This is a genomic window from Planococcus shenhongbingii, from assembly GCF_030413635.1.
GTDB lineage: Bacteria > Bacillota > Bacilli > Bacillales_A > Planococcaceae > Planococcus > Planococcus shenhongbingii.
This window is the reverse complement of the sequence record NZ_CP129235.1, coordinates 3939155-3957964: the sequence shown is the minus strand read 5'-3', so window position 1 is coordinate 3957964 and position 18810 is coordinate 3939155. Positions and strand designations below refer to the sequence as shown.

Here is an 18810-nt window from a genome sequence, read left to right as displayed (position 1 = left end):
GCATTTTCGTTGGTACAATGAATACTGTTTGAGATAGGGCATAAGCCTAACGGAGGTGCGGACGATGACATCAGTCGTAGTAGTAGGAACGCAATGGGGAGACGAAGGAAAAGGGAAAATCACGGATTTTCTATCAGAACACGCAGAAGTAATTGCGCGTTACCAAGGCGGAAACAATGCTGGCCATACTATCATTTTTGGCGGCGAAACGTATAAACTGCATTTGATTCCATCAGGGATTTTCTATAAAGACAAGATTTCAGTGATCGGAAATGGCATGGTTGTCGATCCGAAAGCACTCGTAACAGAACTTAAAGCGCTGCATGCACGGGGAGTCACTACAGAGAACTTGCGTATATCCAACCGGGCACATGTTATTCTGCCATACCACATCAAGCAGGATGAAGTGGAAGAAGCAAGACGCGGAGCAAACAAAATCGGTACAACTGGCAAAGGCATCGGGCCTGCTTATATGGACAAAGCAGCACGTGTCGGCATTCGCATGGCCGATCTTCTAGACCATGTCGTGTTCGAAGAAAAACTTCGCATGAATTTGAATGAGAAAAACCGGATGTTCGAGAAGTTTTATGAAACAGACGGCTTTACTGTTGAAGAAATCATGGAAGAATACTTTGCATACGGACAGGAAATCGCAAAGTATGTAACGGATACATCTAAAGTATTGAACGACGCGATTGACCATGGCCGCCGTGTTCTTTTTGAAGGTGCACAAGGCGTTATGCTGGATATTGACCAAGGTACATATCCTTTTGTAACCTCATCCAACCCGGTAGCAGGTGGAGTGACAATCGGTGCCGGAGTCGGCCCGACAACAATCCAGCATGTAATCGGTGTCTGCAAAGCCTATACATCGCGTGTTGGAGACGGCCCGTTCCCAACTGAGTTATTTGATGAAGTGGGCAACCAGATTCGTGAAGTCGGCAAAGAATACGGCACGACTACAGGACGCCCACGCCGAATCGGCTGGTTCGACAGTGTCGTTGTCCGCCATGCAAGACGCGTTAGCGGTTTGACAGATTTGACAGTCAACTCGATTGACGTATTGAGTGGGCTTGAGACAGTGAAAATCTGTACGGCTTACCGCCACAATGGTGAACTGATCACAGAATACCCAGCAAACCTGCGTATGCTAGCTGAATGTGAGCCGGTATATGAAGAGCTTCCAGGCTGGTCAGAAGACGTAACAGGCTGCAAATCATTGGATGAACTTCCTGAAAACGCACGCCATTACCTAGAGCGCATTGCACAGCTGACAGGTGTACAGATTTCCATCTTCTCTGTCGGTCCTGACCGCAACCAGACCAATATCGTCACAAGCGTTTGGAGATAAAGAGAAACTGAATAATTAAATGCAAAGAGCTGAAACGAAATTCGTTTCAGCTCTTTTGTCTTTCCATCAATATTTTGCAGCTGTCTCGTCGCTTACGCTGCCCCGCGGGAGTCTCCGCTGTTTTGCTCCATATCTAAGTGAGCAATCATCAGAAAGCAATCTAAGTGATCTTCTCTCTTATAGAAAACCTATTCAGCGTAGGCGCGTCCAAGGGCGAGGCGAAGCCATAAGACGAATGGTCTTCTCGGCTTATGGCGGGAGCCCTGCCCAAAGCGGCCGAAGCGGTGTATAAAAGCTAGTTTCTATATAAATAACAGATTAAAAAGAGCTGAAACGAGTTAGTTTTAGCTCTTTTTTTGTCGTTTTATCTGCCTTTTAACAAAAAAGACACAACTTTACCACCTTTTAATGAAGTTTTATGACAATTATTACGCTTCTATGGTGAAAATGACCGATTATTTCAGTTCTCTGAAATAGCAGTTATTACTTTCAGCATGTAAAAACCAATGATATTTGCATGCTATTCTCGGCTTTATAGAAGGATTTGGCAAGAATGAGTCAGTTGGATTACAGACGCTAAAACTGATTAAATTTGAAAGGAGATTGTGCTAGAGTGAGAAAGATTCATTCAAACAGACGAAAGCTGCGGAGCTTTACATAGGAATAAAAGGAGTTACAGATGAAATTATGAAAAACATTCAACAGCCAGGGACAGGCATGGCTTTTTTAAAAGCAGGTGCTGCATCGGCGCTGCTGCTGACAGGACTCAGCTTTACCCCTGTATTCGCCACATCGGAGGATGACCGCAATCTTCAGCCGATTTATCATCTATATAATGAAGGGCAGTATGTCAGCACGGTCTCTGACCAGCAGGCAGTGGAAGAAATATTAGACGAAAAAATCAGCCAGCTTCAGCCGCAGTTTGCCGACTTGAAACTGGAAGTGGACAAAGACTTCAGCATGTTGGAAGAACAAGTATTTGAACGGAATCTTCCTCAAGAAGAGGAAGCGATGGCGCAAGCGGCGGCAGAAGTGGAAATCAAAGCTTCTGCATTCGCTTTATCAATCAACGGCCGTGAAACATTGCAAGTAAAAGATCAGGCTGCTTATGACGAGATGATCCGCCAAGTGAAACTGACATACGCAACCCCCGAAGAACTGGCCGCGTGGGAGCAGCGAAAAGGCCTCAATGAGGCATTGCCGGAACTGCAGCCGGGGCAGGCGAACATCCTTAGTCTGACGATTGCAGAAAACTTGTCAGGAGCCGCAAATCAAACAAAACCGTCTCTTGTTATGCAGCCGGAACAAGCTGCAAAATACCTGCTTACAGGCGAACGTTCTTACACAGTTCATGAAGGTGACAAAGCAGAAGAGCTAGCCGCCATTTTCGGTATGGAGCTGGAAGAGCTGACAGCCTTGAATCCTGGCATTGACCTGGGCAAAATGACTCCGGGCACACAGCTGAATGTCTCTGAAGCAGGCCCCTTGGTGACGGTGCAAGTCAAAAAACAACAAAAGCAGATTGCTTTGATTCCCCATCAGTCGCTGAAAACGGATGACCCAACTTTATTGAAAGGGCAAAGCAAACTCAAGCAGCAAGGAAAAAATGGCAGAAAGCATGTCACTGCGGAAGTCGAAACCGTGAACGGCGAACAGGTCTCCCACGCCGTCTTGAACGAACAAGCGACGCTGCAGCCGATTGACCACATCGTGCTGAACGGCACGATGGAGCCTCCGTCAGTCGGTGCTGGAACATTTATGTGGCCGGCAGAAGACGGCCGGATTACCAGCAAAAGGGGCCAACGCTGGGGCAGGCTGCATAATGGCATCGACATTGCACATTCAAGCGGCCCTGCCATCAAGTCCGCAGACCATGGTATTGTCAAAGCAGCCGGAGCCGCGGGCACTTTCGGGAACCGGGTCATCGTAGATCATCAGAATGGCTATGAAACCATCTATGCCCATCTTTCTTCTATTGATGTAAAAGTGGGGGAAGTGGTTCCTCAAGGAACGAAACTGGGCAATATGGGCAATACAGGTCGTTCTACTGGCGTCCATCTGCATTTTGAAGTATCTTTAAATGGTGTAACACAAGACCCCTTGAAATATATAAATTAAATGCCCAAAAGATCGGCCTCTACTATAGGCCGGTCTTTTTCGATTATCCACTGATTATTTCCCGGGAAATAATGCACAGGAAGTGAGAGGTGCGAAACCTTCAAAACAGTGATAAAGTAATGGTAGATAAGAATGTATTTCGGAGGGAATTCCACCAAAAAACGATGGAATAATAAGGGGGAAAAAAACAATGAGTAAAACAATTTTGGTTGTGGACGATGAAAAACCGATTGCAGATATTCTGCAATTTAATTTAAAGAAAGAAGGCTTTAATGTCGTATGTGCCTATGATGGAGACGATGCCATCAAAATCGCTGAAGAAATCCAGCCTGATTTAATGCTTCTTGATATTATGCTGCCGAACCGTGATGGCATGGAAGTATGCCGTGAAATTCGCAAGAAATTTGATTTTCCGATTATCATGCTGACGGCAAAAGACTCAGAAATCGATAAAGTACTAGGCTTGGAGCTTGGAGCAGATGATTACGTGACGAAACCATTTTCCACGCGTGAATTGATTGCCCGTGTGAAAGCGAATTTGCGTCGCCAGAACGTGGTGCCGCTTGAAGAAGAAGGGCCAAATTCAAATGATATCCAAGTAGGTTCATTGACGATCCAACCGGACGCTTATTTGGTGCAAAAGCGCGATGAAACCATTGAATTGACTCATCGCGAGTTTGAATTGCTCCATTATCTTGGCAAACACATCGGACAAGTGATGACCCGTGAACATTTGCTTCAAACAGTGTGGGGCTATGATTATTTCGGGGATGTGCGGACAGTCGATGTAACGATCCGCCGCCTCCGTGAAAAAATCGAAGACAATCCGAGCCACCCGGCATGGATTGTAACCCGCAGAGGTGTAGGGTATTACTTGCGGAATCCTGAACAGGAGTAGGTCGAATGCAAAAAGTAAGCTTCTTTAAATCAATTCATGTGAAGTTTGTATTGATTTATATTTTGTTGATATTGCTGGCGATGCAGATCATCGGCCTTTATTTTGCCCAACAGCTGGAAGAGACGCTCATCGATAACTTTAAAGATTCGATTACAGAGCGCATGAACATCGTGGAATTTAGTGTCAGGGAAGAAATGATAAAGACGCGGACCGACGAGGATTTGACACTTGAGCAAAGCCTGCGATCGGTCCTTTACGGGTTTAAATCCGAAGACATTGATGAAATTCGTGTTATCGACTCCCGCCATCGGATTTTAGCTTCTTCGGCAGTCGACAACCAGTCGCTTGTTGGCCAGCGGTCGACCGATGAATTGGTGATGCAGTCAATGGTAGGAGAAACGGTCGAAGACAGAACCAAAGTCAATTCGCAGAAAAATCGTGTATGGGTCCGGACGCAGCCGATTATGGCAGAAGGCGGAGAAGTGCTTGGCACCTTGTATATGGAAGCGGATATCGAAAATGTATACGACCAGATGGATGACATCAACTCGATTCTTGCAGTTGGGACTGCCATCGCTTTGGCGGTAACCGCAGTTTTAGGAGTGTTGGTGGCACAGACGATTTCCAAACCGATTTCCGATATGCGGCGGCAGGCTCAGGCCATGGCAAGAGGGAATTTTTCACGGAAGGTCCGCGTCTATGGAGACGATGAGATCGGCCAACTGGCGAAATCCTTTAATAACCTGACAAACCGTTTGCAGGAATCCCAACAGTCTACGGAAAGCGAACGCCGAAAATTGGCGTCAGTCCTTGCCAATATGACGGACGGGGTGCTGTCGACTGATAGGAGAGGGCGCGTTATCCTGATCAACGACCCCGGACTCCGGCTTTTGAATGTTTCACGTGAAACGGTTATAAACCGGCCCATTACATCGGTTTTAGGATTGGACACGGACTATACTTTTGAAGACCTGATTCATTTAAAAGAAGCCATCATGCTTGATTTAAGCACGTATGAAGAAAGTGCGCTTCTTCGGGCGAGCTTTTCCGTGATCCAAAAAGAAACCGGGTTTGTCAATGGCGTCATCGCTGTTTTGCATGACAATACTGAACAGGAAAAAATCGATATGGAACGCCGGGAATTTGTAGCTAACGTGTCGCATGAATTGCGGACGCCGTTAACGACAATGAGAAGTTATCTAGAAGCGCTTGCGGATGGAGCTTGGCAGGATCAGGAGCTCGCGCCGACGTTTTTGAATGTTACACAAACCGAAACGGAACGCATGATCCGTCTGGTCAATGACTTGCTGAAATTATCGAAGATGGATTCAAGCGAAACCGAAATAAATAAGGAAATGATCGAATTTAATGTGTTTTTCAACCGGATCATCGACCGCTTTGAGATGTCGAAGTCCCAAAATGTCTATTTCGAACGGGAGCTGCCGAAAGAGCAGTATTTCGTAGAAATCGATCCGGATAAATTGACGCAAGTAATCGATAATATCATTTCCAATGCACTGAAGTATTCTCCGGAAGGCGGCAAAATCCAATTTGCCATGACCGTTGAAGACGGCTTTATTCTCATCCGCATCATTGACCAGGGCATGGGGATTCCAAAAGAAAATGTCGATAAGATTTTCGACCGTTTTTACCGAGTCGACCGTGCGCGTTCGCGGGCGATGGGAGGCACCGGCCTTGGACTGGCCATTTCAAAAGAAATGATCAATGCACATGGCGGCCATATCTGGGCTGAAAGCCAATACGGCAAAGGGACAACTATTTTCTTCACACTGCCGTTTGAAGAAGACGACGGAGGTGAATGGGAATGAAATACATTGAGCACATCAAGTCTATTGCCTTGTTTTTGCTGATTGTTCTCAGTCTTGTTCTAACTTTTGTCATTTGGACATTTACTCCGAGTTTTGAACGGATTGAAACGACGCCGGCTATTGAAGTAGCCCTTGGGGAAACGAAAACGGTGGACCAAGTGGTGCAGCCAAGCAATGCGCTGTACCATTTCAGCGATGTGGTCACCGGCACGACGCAACAAGAGCAAGTCGATTTGCTGTTGGATGCGATGAAGCAATGGCAAATCCATGGCATCGTGGAGATTGACAAAGAAGCATCGGCAGAAATTTTGAAATCGTATATGCACGCCCCTAACCGTGCCGTTCTGTATTACCCGGGCCAAGTGCCATTCCCGGTATTCGACAGCATGATGGAGATTGTCGATGACAGTATCCCGGAAGCTTCGTTTGATCGGCTGGTAATCGAATGGGGCAAAGCGGAAAATACAGATTTAACTCTTTATTTTATTAATACAAAATCCGGGCGTGTCCATCAGGCTAACGTCTCGGCTACTGAGTTAGAGCAATTTCAATCACAAATTGTAGAACCGGCGTTTAACTACGACACTTATATCACAGATGAAAAAATTGGGACCTTGCCGATATATGTACCGGAAAATCCGCTCGAGGCAGCGACTTATAGATACCTGCAGGAAGACATTGACAGCCAGAAATTCGTTGATGGGCTGTTTGAAGATCCAGGCAGTGTGGAGTCGACCGGCGATTTGATGAATGAGGAATACAGCGATGAATCAGATGCCTTGATGAGTGTTGACAGAAGCAAGAAAAGCATCAGTTATGTTCAGCCGAAAGCGGAAACACAGGATCCAGCCATACCGTCTGAATTGATATTTAAAACGGTTGATTTTATCAATGGCCATAGCGGTTGGACCAATGATTACCGTTATTTTGGCATGGAACCGCTCAATCAGAAAATCGATTACCGCCTTTACCTGGACAGCTTGCCGGTATTTAGCTCGACTTTCTCAACCAATCTGGAACTGGTATGGGGAATTGACGAAGAGACGGAGCAAGTATTCCGCTATAGACGCCCGTATTATGTCCTGGAATCGTGGGGGGAGACCGGAACCATGACTTTGCCTTCAGGGGCAGCTGTGCTACATGCCATTACCCATCTGAAAGAGCAGGATTTAACCAAAATTACGGACATTGTTCATGGCTACGAACTGACACGGGATGAAAAAGATCCGGAACGGTTATTAAACTTACAGCCAGCCTGGTACTTTAAAGCCGATGAAACCTGGATCCGCTTATCGGAAGAACAGCTGGGAGGTGGACAAGTTGGATTGGAATAAAACCAAATCCATTTTCATCATCGTCTTTGCCATACTGAATGTTTTTTTGTATTCCTTGTATTTAGACCGCTACAAAGAAGCGGAAAGTGTGGATTTCCTTTCTGAGTCTTCCAATGAGGAAAAGCTGGAAGCTGAATCTATCACTTATTCCGATTTGCCGGATGAAGTAGAAGCTTTGCCTTATGTCACCGGGACGATGAAAACATTTGTCGCAACCGATGTTCCGGGTGTAGACTTAAAAAAGAACAATAGAAATGATAGATTTTTGTCAGCCACTTTTACAGAGCCCATCCCATTGAACGGTAAAGTAAGCTCAGAAACACTTCAGGAATTTGTAGAAGAAACTATCTACGAAGGAGAGCAGTATGCCCTTTGGGAAATTTCAGAGCAAGACAGAAAAGCTGTATTCACCCAGAAAATCAACGGCAAGCCTTTGTTCTACAGCGATAACGGGAGTTTGACCGTCTACTGGAACGAGAACGGAGAAGTTACGCAATATGAACAGACCATCTATGAGAATGTTGTCGAAGGCGAACAGCAGAAGGCTCTGATTTCGCCTATTCAAGCGATTCACAACCTTTACCAAAAAAGACTGCTTCCATCCAACACGAATGTCGATTCCGCGGAGCTCGGTTATTCCGAATATGTGACCGTCTCGGAAAACACCCAGATGTTCCTGCCGACTTGGCATATTAAAGCGACATTCGAAGACGGGACAACAGAAGAATTTTTTGTAAATGCGGTAAAAGGAGACATCATCGAAATTAAAGAACAAACAGAAGTTACACAATAAGGAGATTTTAGTATGCGGTTTAGTGTATTAGCAAGCGGCTCAAGCGGCAATGCTATTTATATAGAAAACGATCAGCATTCATTTTTAGTCGATGCAGGCCTCAGCGGCCGCAAAATGGAAGAATTGTTTGCATCCATCGGCAAAAAAATGAGTGACCTGGACGGCATTCTGGTGACGCATGAGCATAGTGACCATATCAAAGGCCTGGGGATTGTAGCGCGGAAACACAAAGTGCCAGTCTATGCCAATGCGAAAACCTGGCTGGCTATGGACGGACTTGTCGGTGCCATACCAGTGGAGCAGCGCTTCCATTTTGATATGGACACCGTAAAAGCATTTGGATCGCTTAATATTGAATCTTTTGCGGTATCCCATGACGCAGCCGACCCCATGTTCTATGTATTCCATGAGAACGGCCGAAAGCTTGCGCTCATCACCGATACGGGCTATGTCAGCGACCGGATGAAAGGTGTTATCCAAGCAGCTGATGCTTATGTGTTTGAAAGCAACCACGATGTCGGCATGCTGCAGATGGGCCGCTATCCTTGGTCGGTTAAGCGGCGGATCCTGAGCGATGTCGGGCACGTTTCAAATGAAGATGCGGCAGTGGCAATGAGTGAAGTCATGGCGGAAAAGCCGACACGCATTTACCTATCGCATCTCAGCAAAGACAATAACATGAAAGACCTGGCGCGCATGAGCGTTGAACAAACGCTGCAAACCAAAGGAATCATTGTCGGAGAATATGTCGATTTATTGGACACTGACGCCAATGTCCCAACTGAATTGGTGATCGTTTAATTAATGAAAAGCCGGGAGCGGCAATGCTTCCGGCTTATTTTATGGCTTTATTACCGCCGGATTTCCACTTGAATTGTCTGTTTCGTATTCTTAAACTCGGGCTATATAAGAGTATAGGAAGAGAGAAGAGAGGATGAAATGCAAAATGGGCTATTATAACAATCAGGCGCCGAATGGCCGGCGAAAGCCGAACCGTGCAGGCATATTTTTAGCAGGGCTGTCAGGAGTGGCTATTGGGGCACTTTTGGTTTGGCTGCTGTTTTATTCCATACCGGGGCTGACTCCGGGGAATGACACAGCTGCTGGCACAGAAGTGGTAAAAACGGATCGGGAGTCTGCAACAGCTTCGGTGGACATCACGACGGATGTAACGCAAGCCGTTGAAGAAGTGGCAGATGCAGTGGTCGGAGTGGCTAACTTGCAGGAAACAAATGATTTCTGGTCACAGGCTCCAGGACAGGAACAAGCTGTCGGAAGCGGTTCCGGTGTCATTTATAAAAGCGAAGGCGAAAAAGCGTATGTCGTGACAAATCATCACGTAATTGAAGGAGCAAATGGCATCGAGCTCACCCTTGCGGATGGTTCAAAAGCAGAAGCGACACTTGTCGGCAGTGATATTTGGACAGACCTTGCTGTACTTGAAATGGACAGTTCCCTAGTGCCGGATGTGGCGGAAATTGGAGATTCAGATGCCTTAAAACGAGGCGAAACGGTGATAGCCATCGGCAATCCGCTGGGCCTTGATTTTTCCGGATCTGTAACCACTGGAGTCGTATCGGGGACAGACCGTGCCGTACCGGTGGATTTGGATGGCAATGGCCAGCCGGACTGGCAAGCTGAAGTTCTTCAGACGGATGCAGCGATCAATCCAGGAAACAGCGGCGGCGCGCTCGTGAATTTGGCTGGACAGCTGATCGGCATCAACTCGATGAAAATCGCGACCGATGCAGTAGAAGGGATCGGTTTTGCGATTCCAATCAATTCAGCGCTGCCGATCATCAAGTCGATTGAACAAAATGGCGAAATGATCCGCCCTGCGATGGGCATTACATTGCTTGACCTCGTTCAAGTCCCTCAGGCGCAGCGCCAGGAGACCTTAAACCTTCCGGCAGATGTTAAGGAAGGTGTGGTCGTCAACTCGGTTATAGAGGGCTCTGCGGCAGCAAAAGCGGGCATGAAGCAGTTTGACGTCATTGTTGAGATGGACGGCGAGCCAGTTGGCGACATTATTGAATTGCGCCAGCATTTATACAACGAGAAAAAAATTGGTGATACTTTAGCCGTCAAAGCTTACCGCAATGGTAAATTGATGGATTTTGAGTTAGAGCTTGTTGATAACTCAGCGCTGTAAGGTGAGAAACGGATCTGGGGTCACGGCTTCCGGATCTGTTTTTTTTGTGCAGGAAAAACAGCTCTTTTCACGAATTAGGTAAATGCAATGAAAGACAGGAGGGATAGTATGTTCATTAATTTAGAGGATTTTTTGAAGGAATGGCAGCATGAAGCGGAATCGACCCAGAAAATACTTGATGCATTGACAGATGAATCGCTCCAACAGCAAGTAGCGGAGGGTTTCCGGACGCTTGGCCGATTGGGCTGGCATTTGGTGACGACGTTAGATGAGATGATGAGCCATACTGGGCTGGCATTTTCAGCAGCTAAATTCGGCACCCCTGCTCCGGACACAGCTGAAGAAATTGCAGAAGCGTATCGCTTTTCGAATCAATCGATGGTGACGGCGATGAAGGAAAACTGGACGGATGAAACCCTGAGTGAAGAACATGATATGTACGGGGAGATGTGGAGCGTTGCAACGATTCTGAAGGTACTGTTTACGCACCAGATTCATCATCGCGGCCAGATGACGGTGCTGATGCGCCAGGCAGGATTGAAGGTGCCGGGGTTATACGGGCCAGCGAAAGAGGAATGGGCAGCCATGGGAGCGCCTCCTCCGGAAGTTTAAGAAGAACAATAGAGACCACAAGACGCGTATAGGCGTTTTGTGGTTTTTTTAGAAATTTCAAGTTTGGCTTCGAGTTAAGAAATCGCTCCTAGCGGACGCTTTCCGCGGGAGGACCGCAAGCCTCCTCGGACTTACGTCCTGCGGGGTCTCGCTTGGCCCTCTATTCCCGCTGGAGTCGCCGCTATCCGCTCATTCTTTTAAAAGTTATTTGGAATTAAAGAAGGAAGGTTCTATTGATGGTTTCCTAAAAAGCGTATTATTCACTCCTTTAGAAACCATGAAATTTGAGGTAAATTCAAGCTGAAAATAAGGGATTTCTTATGTAACATTATTGTAATATTTATGAAGTTAGCCTTAATAAATCACAGCTATTGTTCGTGAAAGCAGAAAAATGACATGTGGATAACTTTTTGAATTTATTGAAGTTACTAACTATCCACAGGTCTCCAGAAGCTTCGCTATCCGGAAAGTTTTACTTCTGTTAAAATAGGTTGTGGATAAAAGTGAATAAATTGTGCATAACTGTGTGGAATATTCGGAAATTAAAAGGAGTGGGAAAAATGAAGATAAAATGCTGTAAAACCCATGTGGAGCATGGACTTGACATGTTTGTGGCGGAGACAAAAAGCTATCCTATTCTTACTGAATTATCAGAACAAGAAAAGTTATCCACAAAATGCGATTACTGTGAAGAAGCTGCGATGTATCTTGTGGCGAACGAATGAGCGGGCACAAGATGTAGAAAAACCTGTGGATATGTGCATAACATTTGTGGGTAACTTGTTTGTAAATAATGTGTAAAGGGGGATAAGTTGTGAATATCTCAATTATCAGTGTTGGGAAACTAAAAGAGAAATATTTGAAATCCGGGATAGAAGAGTATACGAAGCGGCTGGGAAGCTACGCAAAAATCAACGAGATTGAAGTAGCGGATGAAAAAGCACCGGAGCAATTAAGCGATGCAGATATGGAGATTGTGAAGAAGAAAGAAGGAGACCGGATCCTGGCGAAAGTTTCTCCGGATGCTTACGTTATCGCCCTGGCAATTGACGGGAAGATGAAAACCTCCGAGCAGCTGGCGAAAGACATCGAATCATTGATGACTTACGGCCGCAGCAAAATCGTCTTTGTCATCGGCGGATCACTTGGCCTCCATGATGAAGTGTTGAAGCGGGCAGATGAGAAATTGTCGTTTTCCAAGATGACGTTTCCGCATCAGCTGATGAAGCTGATTTTGGTGGAGCAGGTGTACCGGGCGTTCCGGATTATGAAGGGTGAACCGTACCATAAGTAAATGAGATTTATAAAACAAGCCGTTCAGTTTAATAACTGAACGGCTTGTTTTATAAATTATTTAAAAGAACCTTCAAATAAAATTTCATCTAATGAGCGACGACCTGATGGCGTTTCGCGTTCTTGTAACTCGGGAGAAAGCATTTCTTTTTCACCTTTGTAACCGATCGCGATTGCTAATTGTACATCGAAGTTTTCAGGAATATTTAATGCTTCCTTCGCCACATCTTTGTATATACCGCTCATTGGGTGAGTGATTAAGCCTTCTTTAGCTGCTTGTAATGACAGGAATCCCCAAGCTGTGCCGGCATCAAATTCATTTGAACCTTTTGTGTTATCAGAAACTAATATTGCTAATACTGGTGCGTTTTTAGCCCATGCCAAGTTTCCTTCCATCAAGATTGGATAGAATTTTTCAAGGTCAGCTTCTGTTTTAGCAACGATGAAGCGCCAAGGTTGGTTGTTACCTGAAGAAGGTGCCCAACGAGCTGCTTCGAATAGTCTATTTAATACGTCGTCCGCTACTGGTTTGTCAGCGTAAGAACGTGGAGACCAACGATTTAAAAATAAGTCTGCAATTTTGTGTTCAGGTGTTCGGTGATCTTTTGCTTGGAATGTCATAATAAAATCCTCCTAATGGTATCAAACTCCCTTGTTTATTTTAAATTATTTAAGCAAGTTTGCAAGTAATATGACTTACGAAAAGTAAGCGTGTAACTTATTCGTAAGATAGTGTAAGGAATTTACTCAATCAAGTTGAAATAATTAACTTCCGTATACTCGAAACTAAATACTTTTCTGTTCAGCATTTATACTCATGCATCAGCTACTAACCTCTTTACTAAAGTAGATTGATCGTTTTGGAGAATATACGCTGTAAGCAATGCAGGCTATTTTAATAGGACTTACTATAGAAGCCAGCTCCAGAAAAAATAAACTAACGTAGAATTTCCAAGAGATAGTAAACCGTGTATGGTAAGATTATAAAACTTTAAGGAGAGAATAAAATGGACAATAATGAATTAAAAGAAACACCGCATATTAAGCCAAACGGAGTAGAAATAGCCGAAACGATCCTTTTGCCAGGAGATCCTTATCGTGCAAGGTTTATAGCGGAAACCTTTTTAGACAATCCTGTTCTTTTTAATGATGTCAGAGGAATGCTGGGGTATACAGGTGAATATAAAGGGAAGAAAGTTTCTGTTATGGGTACCGGCATGGGGGCGCCAAGCATGGCCATCTATTCGTGGGAATTGATTAATGTTTTTGGAGTTAAAAATTTAATTCGTATCGGTTCATGTGGAGCGATGCAAGAAGATATTAAATTATATGATCTGATCTTTGCTATGGGAGCAGCAACGAATTCAAATTATGCACATCAATGGAATCTTCCAGGTCAATTTCCGATTACAGCGTCTTTCGAACTATTGGAGAAAGCCAAGAAAGCAGCTGACGAAAAGAATTATAAGGTTCATATAGGGAATGTATTATCTAGTGATGTTTTCTATAATGCGGATGAAACTGCCACAGAAAAATGGGCTAAGATGGGCATATTGGCGGAAGAAATGGAAACGACAAGTTTATATATGAACGCCGCCAGTGCCGGAGTTAAGGCATTAACCATTTTGACAGTAAGTGACCATATGATTACTCATGAACAAACCACCCAAGAGGAAAGACAAACTTCATTTACGCAGATGGTTGAAATCGCTTTGGATATCGTTTGAAAGTAGTTGGATTGAAGATTTTTCGAGCAGTGAGCCGGAAAACAGGGTGGCCAGACAGTTGCATGAAAAGCTGGGATTTAGAGCAGATCCCCGGTAATCGACGGGGAAGTCATTCATAAACTGGCGTATTAAGAAGAGAAAACATAAGAGCCCCGGTAATTTTCCGTCAGGAGAATGCCGGGGCTTGTTTTTTGGCCCTAAGGTGAAAAGTCTGCATAAAATCTATAACTTTGTTATGTTTAAGCTGGATTAACAAACATTTATTAAGAGGAGGAAACAGCATGAAAGGTTGGCAATTTACTAAAACGCATGAACCACTTAAGCTCGTAGAACAGGAAGTTCCGAAAGCGGCTCCAGGACGTGTAGTGATTGATACGGCGGCAGTAGGTTTATGCCATTCTGATGTTGGGACTCTGGAAGATGAGGGCTGGATGGCATTGATGCATCCGCCAGTTATTATGGGCCATGAGAATGCGGGAACAATTTCTGAAGTAGGGGAAGGCGTCACGGATTTTAAAGTAGGAGACCGGGTCGCTATCTGTCCAACCGGACCATCCGGCACGAATCCAGGATATCATTATGATGGTGGTTTCGGAACAAAAATTCATGCGCCAGCAGAAGATTTAGTTCATGTTCCTGATGGACTTTCAATGGAAATGGCTGCTGCGGCGACGGATGCGGGTATGACTTCCTATTCCGCCTTGTTTAATATAGGACAAGCAACTCCTGATATGAAAGTCGGTTTAATTGGTATTGGCGGACTGGGTCAATTTGCATTGCAAGCGGCTATTGCAAAAGGATTTACAAATGTCTATGCAGCAGATGTGAGCGAGAAAGCGCGTGAATTGGCTAAAGAAATAGGAGCAGTAGAAGTTGTATCTGATATCAAAGATTTAGCAGACAAAGAGTTAGACTTAATTGTGGATTATGCCGGGTTTGGTAATACCACTTCAGATGCATTAGAGGTGGTTAAAAGAGGTGGAACTGTCGTATTGGTAGGCATGGGGAAACTGGAAACTACCATTAACACGGCCACTTTTATCACAGGCGCTAAGAGATTATTAGCAAATGTGGGAGGGACGCCTCAGGATATTGCTGAAATTTATGAATTGATGGCGGCAGGCAAACTGAGTCCAAAATTAACGAAGATTAAATTTGAAGACATTCCTGAAGGCATTGAAAAACTAAAAGCTGGAGAAGTACAAGGCCGTTTAGTAGCTGTGTATGATGGAAGTGAATAAATATTAATAGGTAATTACATCAAAAAGTCTCAATGGAATTTGTTCATGAGACTTTTTGATTTTGTAAAAGACAGTCTCCTCCTCTCAAAGAGCTCCTATGCAAAATTAGTAGAGGCAAAGGCTATCTCAAATCTAAAATAATTGACTTTCGGATAGTTAGCGATAAAGGAGGCAGAAATATGATCAGCGAAACCGATTTAAAACACCTGCGGCGCTGTGTGGAACTCGCGGAAACGGCTTTGGAAAAAGGAGACGAACCATTCGGCTCTGTCCTGGTATCAGCTGCGGGGGGAGTGCTTTTTGAAGACCATAATCATGTGGCCGGCGGTGACCATACGCAGCATCCCGAGTTTGCGATTGCCAGGTGGGCAGCAAATAATCTGGCTCCTGAAGAAAGAAGCAAGGCAACGGTCTATACTTCCGGTGAACATTGTCCGATGTGTGCAGCGGCTCACGGATGGGTTGGCCTGGGCAGAATCGTGTACGCCAGTTCTTCTGAGCAATTAGCCGGCTGGTTAAGTGAAATGGGCGCTGCACCGTCCCGTGTCCGGAATCTGGCCATTCCGGATGTGATTACGGATACGGAAGTGGAAGGACCGGTTCCTGAACTGTCGGAACAGGTTCATCAATTGCACCGCCGATCATATGAAGCAAGCCGGTAAACAGATTGTGACATCATCTTCATTTCATTTGTTGTTATAATATAAGAGTGTCAAAAGCTGAACCGTAGCTTTGAACACTCTTTTTTTTTTTGCGCACAACACGGATTTTACTAGCCAGGGAGTTGGAAATAGAAATGAACAATAAAGATATAGCAGATATCCGCAAACGATTTAAGCTCGATACTGATTTATTGAAAATCGCGAACATTTACAATGTGTACATCCAGCAGGAAAGCAGTGAAATCTTTCACGAAGAAAGCCGCTCGTTTTCTTTATTGGACCGGGAGCAGCAGGAGCTGTTTCTTGCCAATTTCAAGAAGGTATTGGGCGGGAAGCTCGATGTGAAACTGTTTGAAGTGAAGTTCCAGCCGCAGGAAGAGGGCCAGGCAGACCATACGCAGCGGCTCCTGTATGAAGGCCTCGAGGCAGAGGATGTGGCGGAATGGCAAGCGAATATGCAGCGCATCGCCTTGAAGATGGTGGAAGAAAAACCGTATGAAAAAGATATGGTCATCACGTTTATTCGCGGAACGTATTTCAAAACGACGAAGCGCCAGGCAGATGAAACGGAAATCGACATGCGGGATGAAGTGTTTACCACGCCGTTTATCCTCGGCAGCATGAACCAGACTGAACTGCCGAAAAGTTCACTGGTGTTTGACTTTGTCGAAAAAGAATTCAAGTCAAATGTGTTGGTCGATCCCGTCATTAAATTGGCTTCTCCAGTTGGCGGATTTTTGTTCCCGAGCTTCACGGACAATGCCGCGGACATTCATCACATCGTTTATGCTTCGGGCAAAGCGAACAAACCGGATTTCCAGTTTATCGAGAACGTCTTGAACGGCAACGAAATCATGACCGCCGAGGAAGATAAAGCAGTGTTTGAGGAAATTGTCAAAGCCGTGATCGGAGAAGAAGTGAATTCAAGAACCCTTGCCGGTCTCTATGATGAGATCAATCTCATGCTGGAAGTGGAAAAAGAAGCTGAGAATGAAGATGAGGAGCCGCCAGTTTTGGATACGGTAGAAGTGACACGTGTCTTGAAGGCGAGCGGCGTCAAAGATGTAAGTAGCGAAAAAGTGGAAAGGGCCTTCCAGCAAGTGGTGGAAGACAAAAACTACGAAATGAAAGCGAGCCACGTCGTGCCGAGCTACGCGTCCAAGTCGATCAAAATCAACACAAAAGTCGCGGAAATCAAAATCAGCCCGCAAGACTTACGATACGTCAAAGGCGTCAATTTCAACGGCAAACGCTGCATTTTGATTGAAGTGGAAGAAGACACGATGATTGAAGGGTTTAAACTGCTTGAGGAAGAGCAGCTGGAGTAGGGATTTGAGCAATTCCTCAGTTAATTGAAATAGGCTGTCTTAAGGCTTCAAAATATCGTATATTTCCCGGGAAATAAAATGTTTACTGGTGAAGACAGTTGCGAATTCTCTTTAGGCTCTCTTCGTTCATCAAATTAAATCATGAAAAAAAGCATCTCATAAGAGGTGCTTTTTTTCTGTCTGTATCCTTAAGTATTAGCTATAAGAAAAATCACTATTTGAATCGCTTGAGAGAGAAGCTGGAAATATCAAAGGCGCTTTGGCCTTCCAAAGCCATTTGGCTCAATACTTCTCCCATCGCGCTGCCGAATTTAAAGCCATGCCCCGAAAAGCCGCAGGCAAAAATGACTTGCGGATGGTCTGGATGATAATCAACGATAAAATCATGGTCGTGCGAGTTTGTATACAGACAGGTTTTTCCTTGATTCAATGTGCCGTTTGCTTCCGGCATATAGGTTTGAAGCATATGCCTTAAGTCGCCTTCATCGCTTTCATACAGTCCGAAGTTCTGGGTATGCACGTCCGGGTCAATCGACTGCCCGCCATCCGATTTTCCGATTTTGAGGCCGGCACCATTCAAATTAGGGAAACCATAAGCTTTTTTATCACCGTCCTCGATAAAGAAGGCTGGAAATTTGGCACCGCTGAACAGATCGGAAGGTGCATCAAACCAGCCGACGGCTTTGCGTGTCGGCTGAATCGGAAGGCTTAACTCCGGCAATAACTTTGCGGCCCAGGCACCGGCAGTGATAATTACTTTTTTTGCATAAAAGAGAGTATGGTCGGTTGAAATTTTTATCCCATTTGCATTATTCACATCGATGTGCCGAACGGGTGTATTGGGGACAAGATTCGCACCGTTTTTAAGAGCGGTTTCCTTGTAAGCCCGGATGGCCGCCTCGCTGTAAATGATTCCCGATCCTGCTTCAAAGCACCCGATAAAGTGGTCCGGCACCGAAAAACCGGGCCACCTGCTTTGGATTTCCTGGCCGTTTAAGATTTCCAAAGGGAGATCATATTTCTGAGCGGCCGCGATTGTTTCTTGCAGAAAAGGCGAATCTTTCGGGCCAATGCCAAGAACACCGGTTTTTTCAAAAATTTTGTAGCCTGTCTGCTGTTCGAGCTCCTCCCATAATCGCTGGGCACGCTTCACAAGCGTCACGTATTGTCTGCCTTCACCATAAGCATGCCGGATCAAGCGGGTGTCCCCGTGATGGCTTCCGTTAATGTGCGGCGGGTCGAAGGCATCAATTAGCAGGGTCTTTGCATTCTGTTTCGCCAAAAAGGCGCCAGCAGCCATTCCCATCGTTCCCGCACCTACGATGGCTACATCATATACAGGTTCTTTTGTCATTGCCAGTTCGCTCCGCTCTTTTTTAAATTTGGGCCATTGTTCAGAAAGTCAGGACAGCATAAAGTGAATTAGTAAAAAGGCATAAGAAGTATTATTAGATAGTATTTAAGATTCGAAT

Annotated in this window: 17 protein-coding genes; 15 read left to right on the top strand and 2 right to left on the bottom strand. The window is 45.2% G+C overall.

Features of this window, described 5'->3' with window-relative positions; translation table 11 throughout:
- The first annotated feature begins 64 nt into the window (after positions 1-64).
- The 11 genes from QWY16_RS19205 (at position 65) to rlmH (ending at position 12381) form a co-directional block, all read left to right on the top strand.
- The gene (locus QWY16_RS19205) at positions 65-1351 is read left to right on the top strand and encodes an adenylosuccinate synthase (RefSeq protein ID WP_300990840.1); all 1287 of its coding nucleotides are present in this window, start codon (positions 65-67) and stop codon (positions 1349-1351) included.
- A 687-nt stretch (positions 1352-2038) separates the two neighbouring features.
- Complete coding sequence (locus tag QWY16_RS19200; RefSeq protein ID WP_300990839.1) at positions 2039-3469, top strand: LysM peptidoglycan-binding domain-containing M23 family metallopeptidase; 1431 nt, start codon at positions 2039-2041, stop codon at positions 3467-3469.
- Positions 3470-3659: 190 nt separating this feature from the next.
- Entirely contained in the window at positions 3660-4367 is a 708-nt protein-coding gene (gene yycF, locus QWY16_RS19195) for a response regulator YycF (protein ID WP_300990838.1), read from the top strand.
- A gap of 5 nt (positions 4368-4372) precedes the next feature.
- Positions 4373-6196 carry a cell wall metabolism sensor histidine kinase WalK gene (gene walK / locus QWY16_RS19190; protein WP_300990837.1) on the top strand — a complete coding sequence of 608 codons (1824 nt, stop codon included), beginning with the start codon at positions 4373-4375 and terminating at the stop codon, positions 6194-6196.
- Complete coding sequence (locus QWY16_RS19185) at positions 6193-7530, top strand: YycH family regulatory protein (RefSeq protein WP_300990836.1); 1338 nt, start codon at positions 6193-6195, stop codon at positions 7528-7530. The genes walK and QWY16_RS19185 overlap by 4 nt, the downstream gene beginning before the upstream one ends.
- A complete protein-coding gene (locus QWY16_RS19180; protein WP_300990835.1) occupies positions 7517-8323 on the top strand; it encodes a two-component system regulatory protein YycI in 807 nt (268 codons plus the stop codon). The genes QWY16_RS19185 and QWY16_RS19180 overlap by 14 nt, the downstream gene beginning before the upstream one ends.
- A 12-nt stretch (positions 8324-8335) precedes the next feature.
- On the top strand, positions 8336-9124 hold the full coding sequence (locus QWY16_RS19175; RefSeq protein WP_300990834.1) for an MBL fold metallo-hydrolase: 789 nt from the start codon (positions 8336-8338) through the stop codon (positions 9122-9124).
- A gap of 145 nt (positions 9125-9269) precedes the next feature.
- Entirely contained in the window at positions 9270-10475 is a 1206-nt protein-coding gene (locus QWY16_RS19170; protein WP_300993538.1) for a S1C family serine protease, read from the top strand.
- Between the two features lie 108 nt (positions 10476-10583).
- Positions 10584-11087 (top strand): DinB family protein, encoded by a 504-nt coding sequence (locus tag QWY16_RS19165; RefSeq protein WP_300990833.1) that lies wholly within the window; start codon positions 10584-10586, stop codon positions 11085-11087.
- A 560-nt stretch (positions 11088-11647) separates the two neighbouring features.
- A complete protein-coding gene (locus QWY16_RS19160; protein ID WP_300990832.1) occupies positions 11648-11812 on the top strand; it encodes a CxxH/CxxC protein in 165 nt (54 codons plus the stop codon).
- An 89-nt stretch (positions 11813-11901) separates the two neighbouring features.
- Positions 11902-12381: a 23S rRNA (pseudouridine(1915)-N(3))-methyltransferase RlmH gene (gene rlmH / locus QWY16_RS19155; RefSeq protein WP_300990831.1), complete on the top strand. Its 480-nt coding sequence runs from the start codon at positions 11902-11904 to the stop codon at positions 12379-12381.
- Positions 12382-12437: 56 nt separating this feature from the next.
- Here the strand turns inward: rlmH and QWY16_RS19150 are convergent, their stop codons facing one another.
- Positions 12438-13001: a nitroreductase family protein gene (locus QWY16_RS19150; RefSeq protein WP_300990830.1), complete on the bottom strand. Its 564-nt coding sequence runs from the start codon at positions 12999-13001 to the stop codon at positions 12438-12440.
- Positions 13002-13387: 386 nt separating this feature from the next.
- Between QWY16_RS19150 and deoD the strand changes: the two genes are divergently transcribed.
- From deoD to QWY16_RS19130, 4 genes are all read left to right on the top strand, one after another.
- Positions 13388-14107 carry a purine-nucleoside phosphorylase gene (deoD, locus tag QWY16_RS19145; RefSeq protein ID WP_300990829.1) on the top strand — a complete coding sequence of 240 codons (720 nt, stop codon included), beginning with the start codon at positions 13388-13390 and terminating at the stop codon, positions 14105-14107.
- A gap of 281 nt (positions 14108-14388) precedes the next feature.
- On the top strand, positions 14389-15348 hold the full coding sequence (locus QWY16_RS19140; RefSeq protein WP_300990828.1) for a zinc-binding dehydrogenase: 960 nt from the start codon (positions 14389-14391) through the stop codon (positions 15346-15348).
- Between the two features lie 179 nt (positions 15349-15527).
- Positions 15528-16010, top strand: a complete 483-nt coding sequence (locus QWY16_RS19135; protein ID WP_300990827.1) for a nucleoside deaminase — start codon at positions 15528-15530, stop codon at positions 16008-16010.
- A gap of 134 nt (positions 16011-16144) precedes the next feature.
- Positions 16145-17338: a DUF4317 domain-containing protein gene (locus QWY16_RS19130; protein WP_300990826.1), complete on the top strand. Its 1194-nt coding sequence runs from the start codon at positions 16145-16147 to the stop codon at positions 17336-17338.
- A 214-nt stretch (positions 17339-17552) separates the two neighbouring features.
- Here the strand turns inward: QWY16_RS19130 and solA are convergent, their stop codons facing one another.
- Positions 17553-18692 (bottom strand): N-methyl-L-tryptophan oxidase, encoded by a 1140-nt coding sequence (solA, locus tag QWY16_RS19125; RefSeq protein ID WP_300990824.1) that lies wholly within the window; start codon positions 18690-18692, stop codon positions 17553-17555.
- Positions 18693-18810: the final 118 nt, after the last annotated feature.

Bases quoted from the DNA above. Each gene is read 5' to 3' on its own strand.
- QWY16_RS19205 (WP_300990840.1), top strand. From the start codon at position 65: ATGACATCAGTCGTAGTAGTAGGAACGCAATGGGGAGACGAAGGAAAA.
- QWY16_RS19200 (WP_300990839.1), top strand. From the start codon at position 2,039: ATGAAAAACATTCAACAGCCAGGGACAGGCATGGCTTTTTTAAAAGCA.
- yycF (WP_300990838.1), top strand. From the start codon at position 3,660: ATGAGTAAAACAATTTTGGTTGTGGACGATGAAAAACCGATTGCAGAT.
- walK (WP_300990837.1), top strand. From the start codon at position 4,373: ATGCAAAAAGTAAGCTTCTTTAAATCAATTCATGTGAAGTTTGTATTG.
- QWY16_RS19185 (WP_300990836.1), top strand. From the start codon at position 6,193: ATGAAATACATTGAGCACATCAAGTCTATTGCCTTGTTTTTGCTGATT.
- QWY16_RS19175 (WP_300990834.1), top strand. From the start codon at position 8,336: ATGCGGTTTAGTGTATTAGCAAGCGGCTCAAGCGGCAATGCTATTTAT.
- QWY16_RS19170 (WP_300993538.1), top strand. From the start codon at position 9,270: ATGGGCTATTATAACAATCAGGCGCCGAATGGCCGGCGAAAGCCGAAC.
- QWY16_RS19165 (WP_300990833.1), top strand. From the start codon at position 10,584: ATGTTCATTAATTTAGAGGATTTTTTGAAGGAATGGCAGCATGAAGCG.
- QWY16_RS19160 (WP_300990832.1), top strand. From the start codon at position 11,648: ATGAAGATAAAATGCTGTAAAACCCATGTGGAGCATGGACTTGACATG.
- QWY16_RS19150 (WP_300990830.1), bottom strand. From the start codon at position 13,001: ATGACATTCCAAGCAAAAGATCACCGAACACCTGAACACAAAATTGCA.
- deoD (WP_300990829.1), top strand. From the start codon at position 13,388: ATGGACAATAATGAATTAAAAGAAACACCGCATATTAAGCCAAACGGA.
- QWY16_RS19140 (WP_300990828.1), top strand. From the start codon at position 14,389: ATGAAAGGTTGGCAATTTACTAAAACGCATGAACCACTTAAGCTCGTA.
- QWY16_RS19135 (WP_300990827.1), top strand. From the start codon at position 15,528: ATGATCAGCGAAACCGATTTAAAACACCTGCGGCGCTGTGTGGAACTC.
- QWY16_RS19130 (WP_300990826.1), top strand. From the start codon at position 16,145: ATGAACAATAAAGATATAGCAGATATCCGCAAACGATTTAAGCTCGAT.
- solA (WP_300990824.1), bottom strand. From the start codon at position 18,692: ATGACAAAAGAACCTGTATATGATGTAGCCATCGTAGGTGCGGGAACG.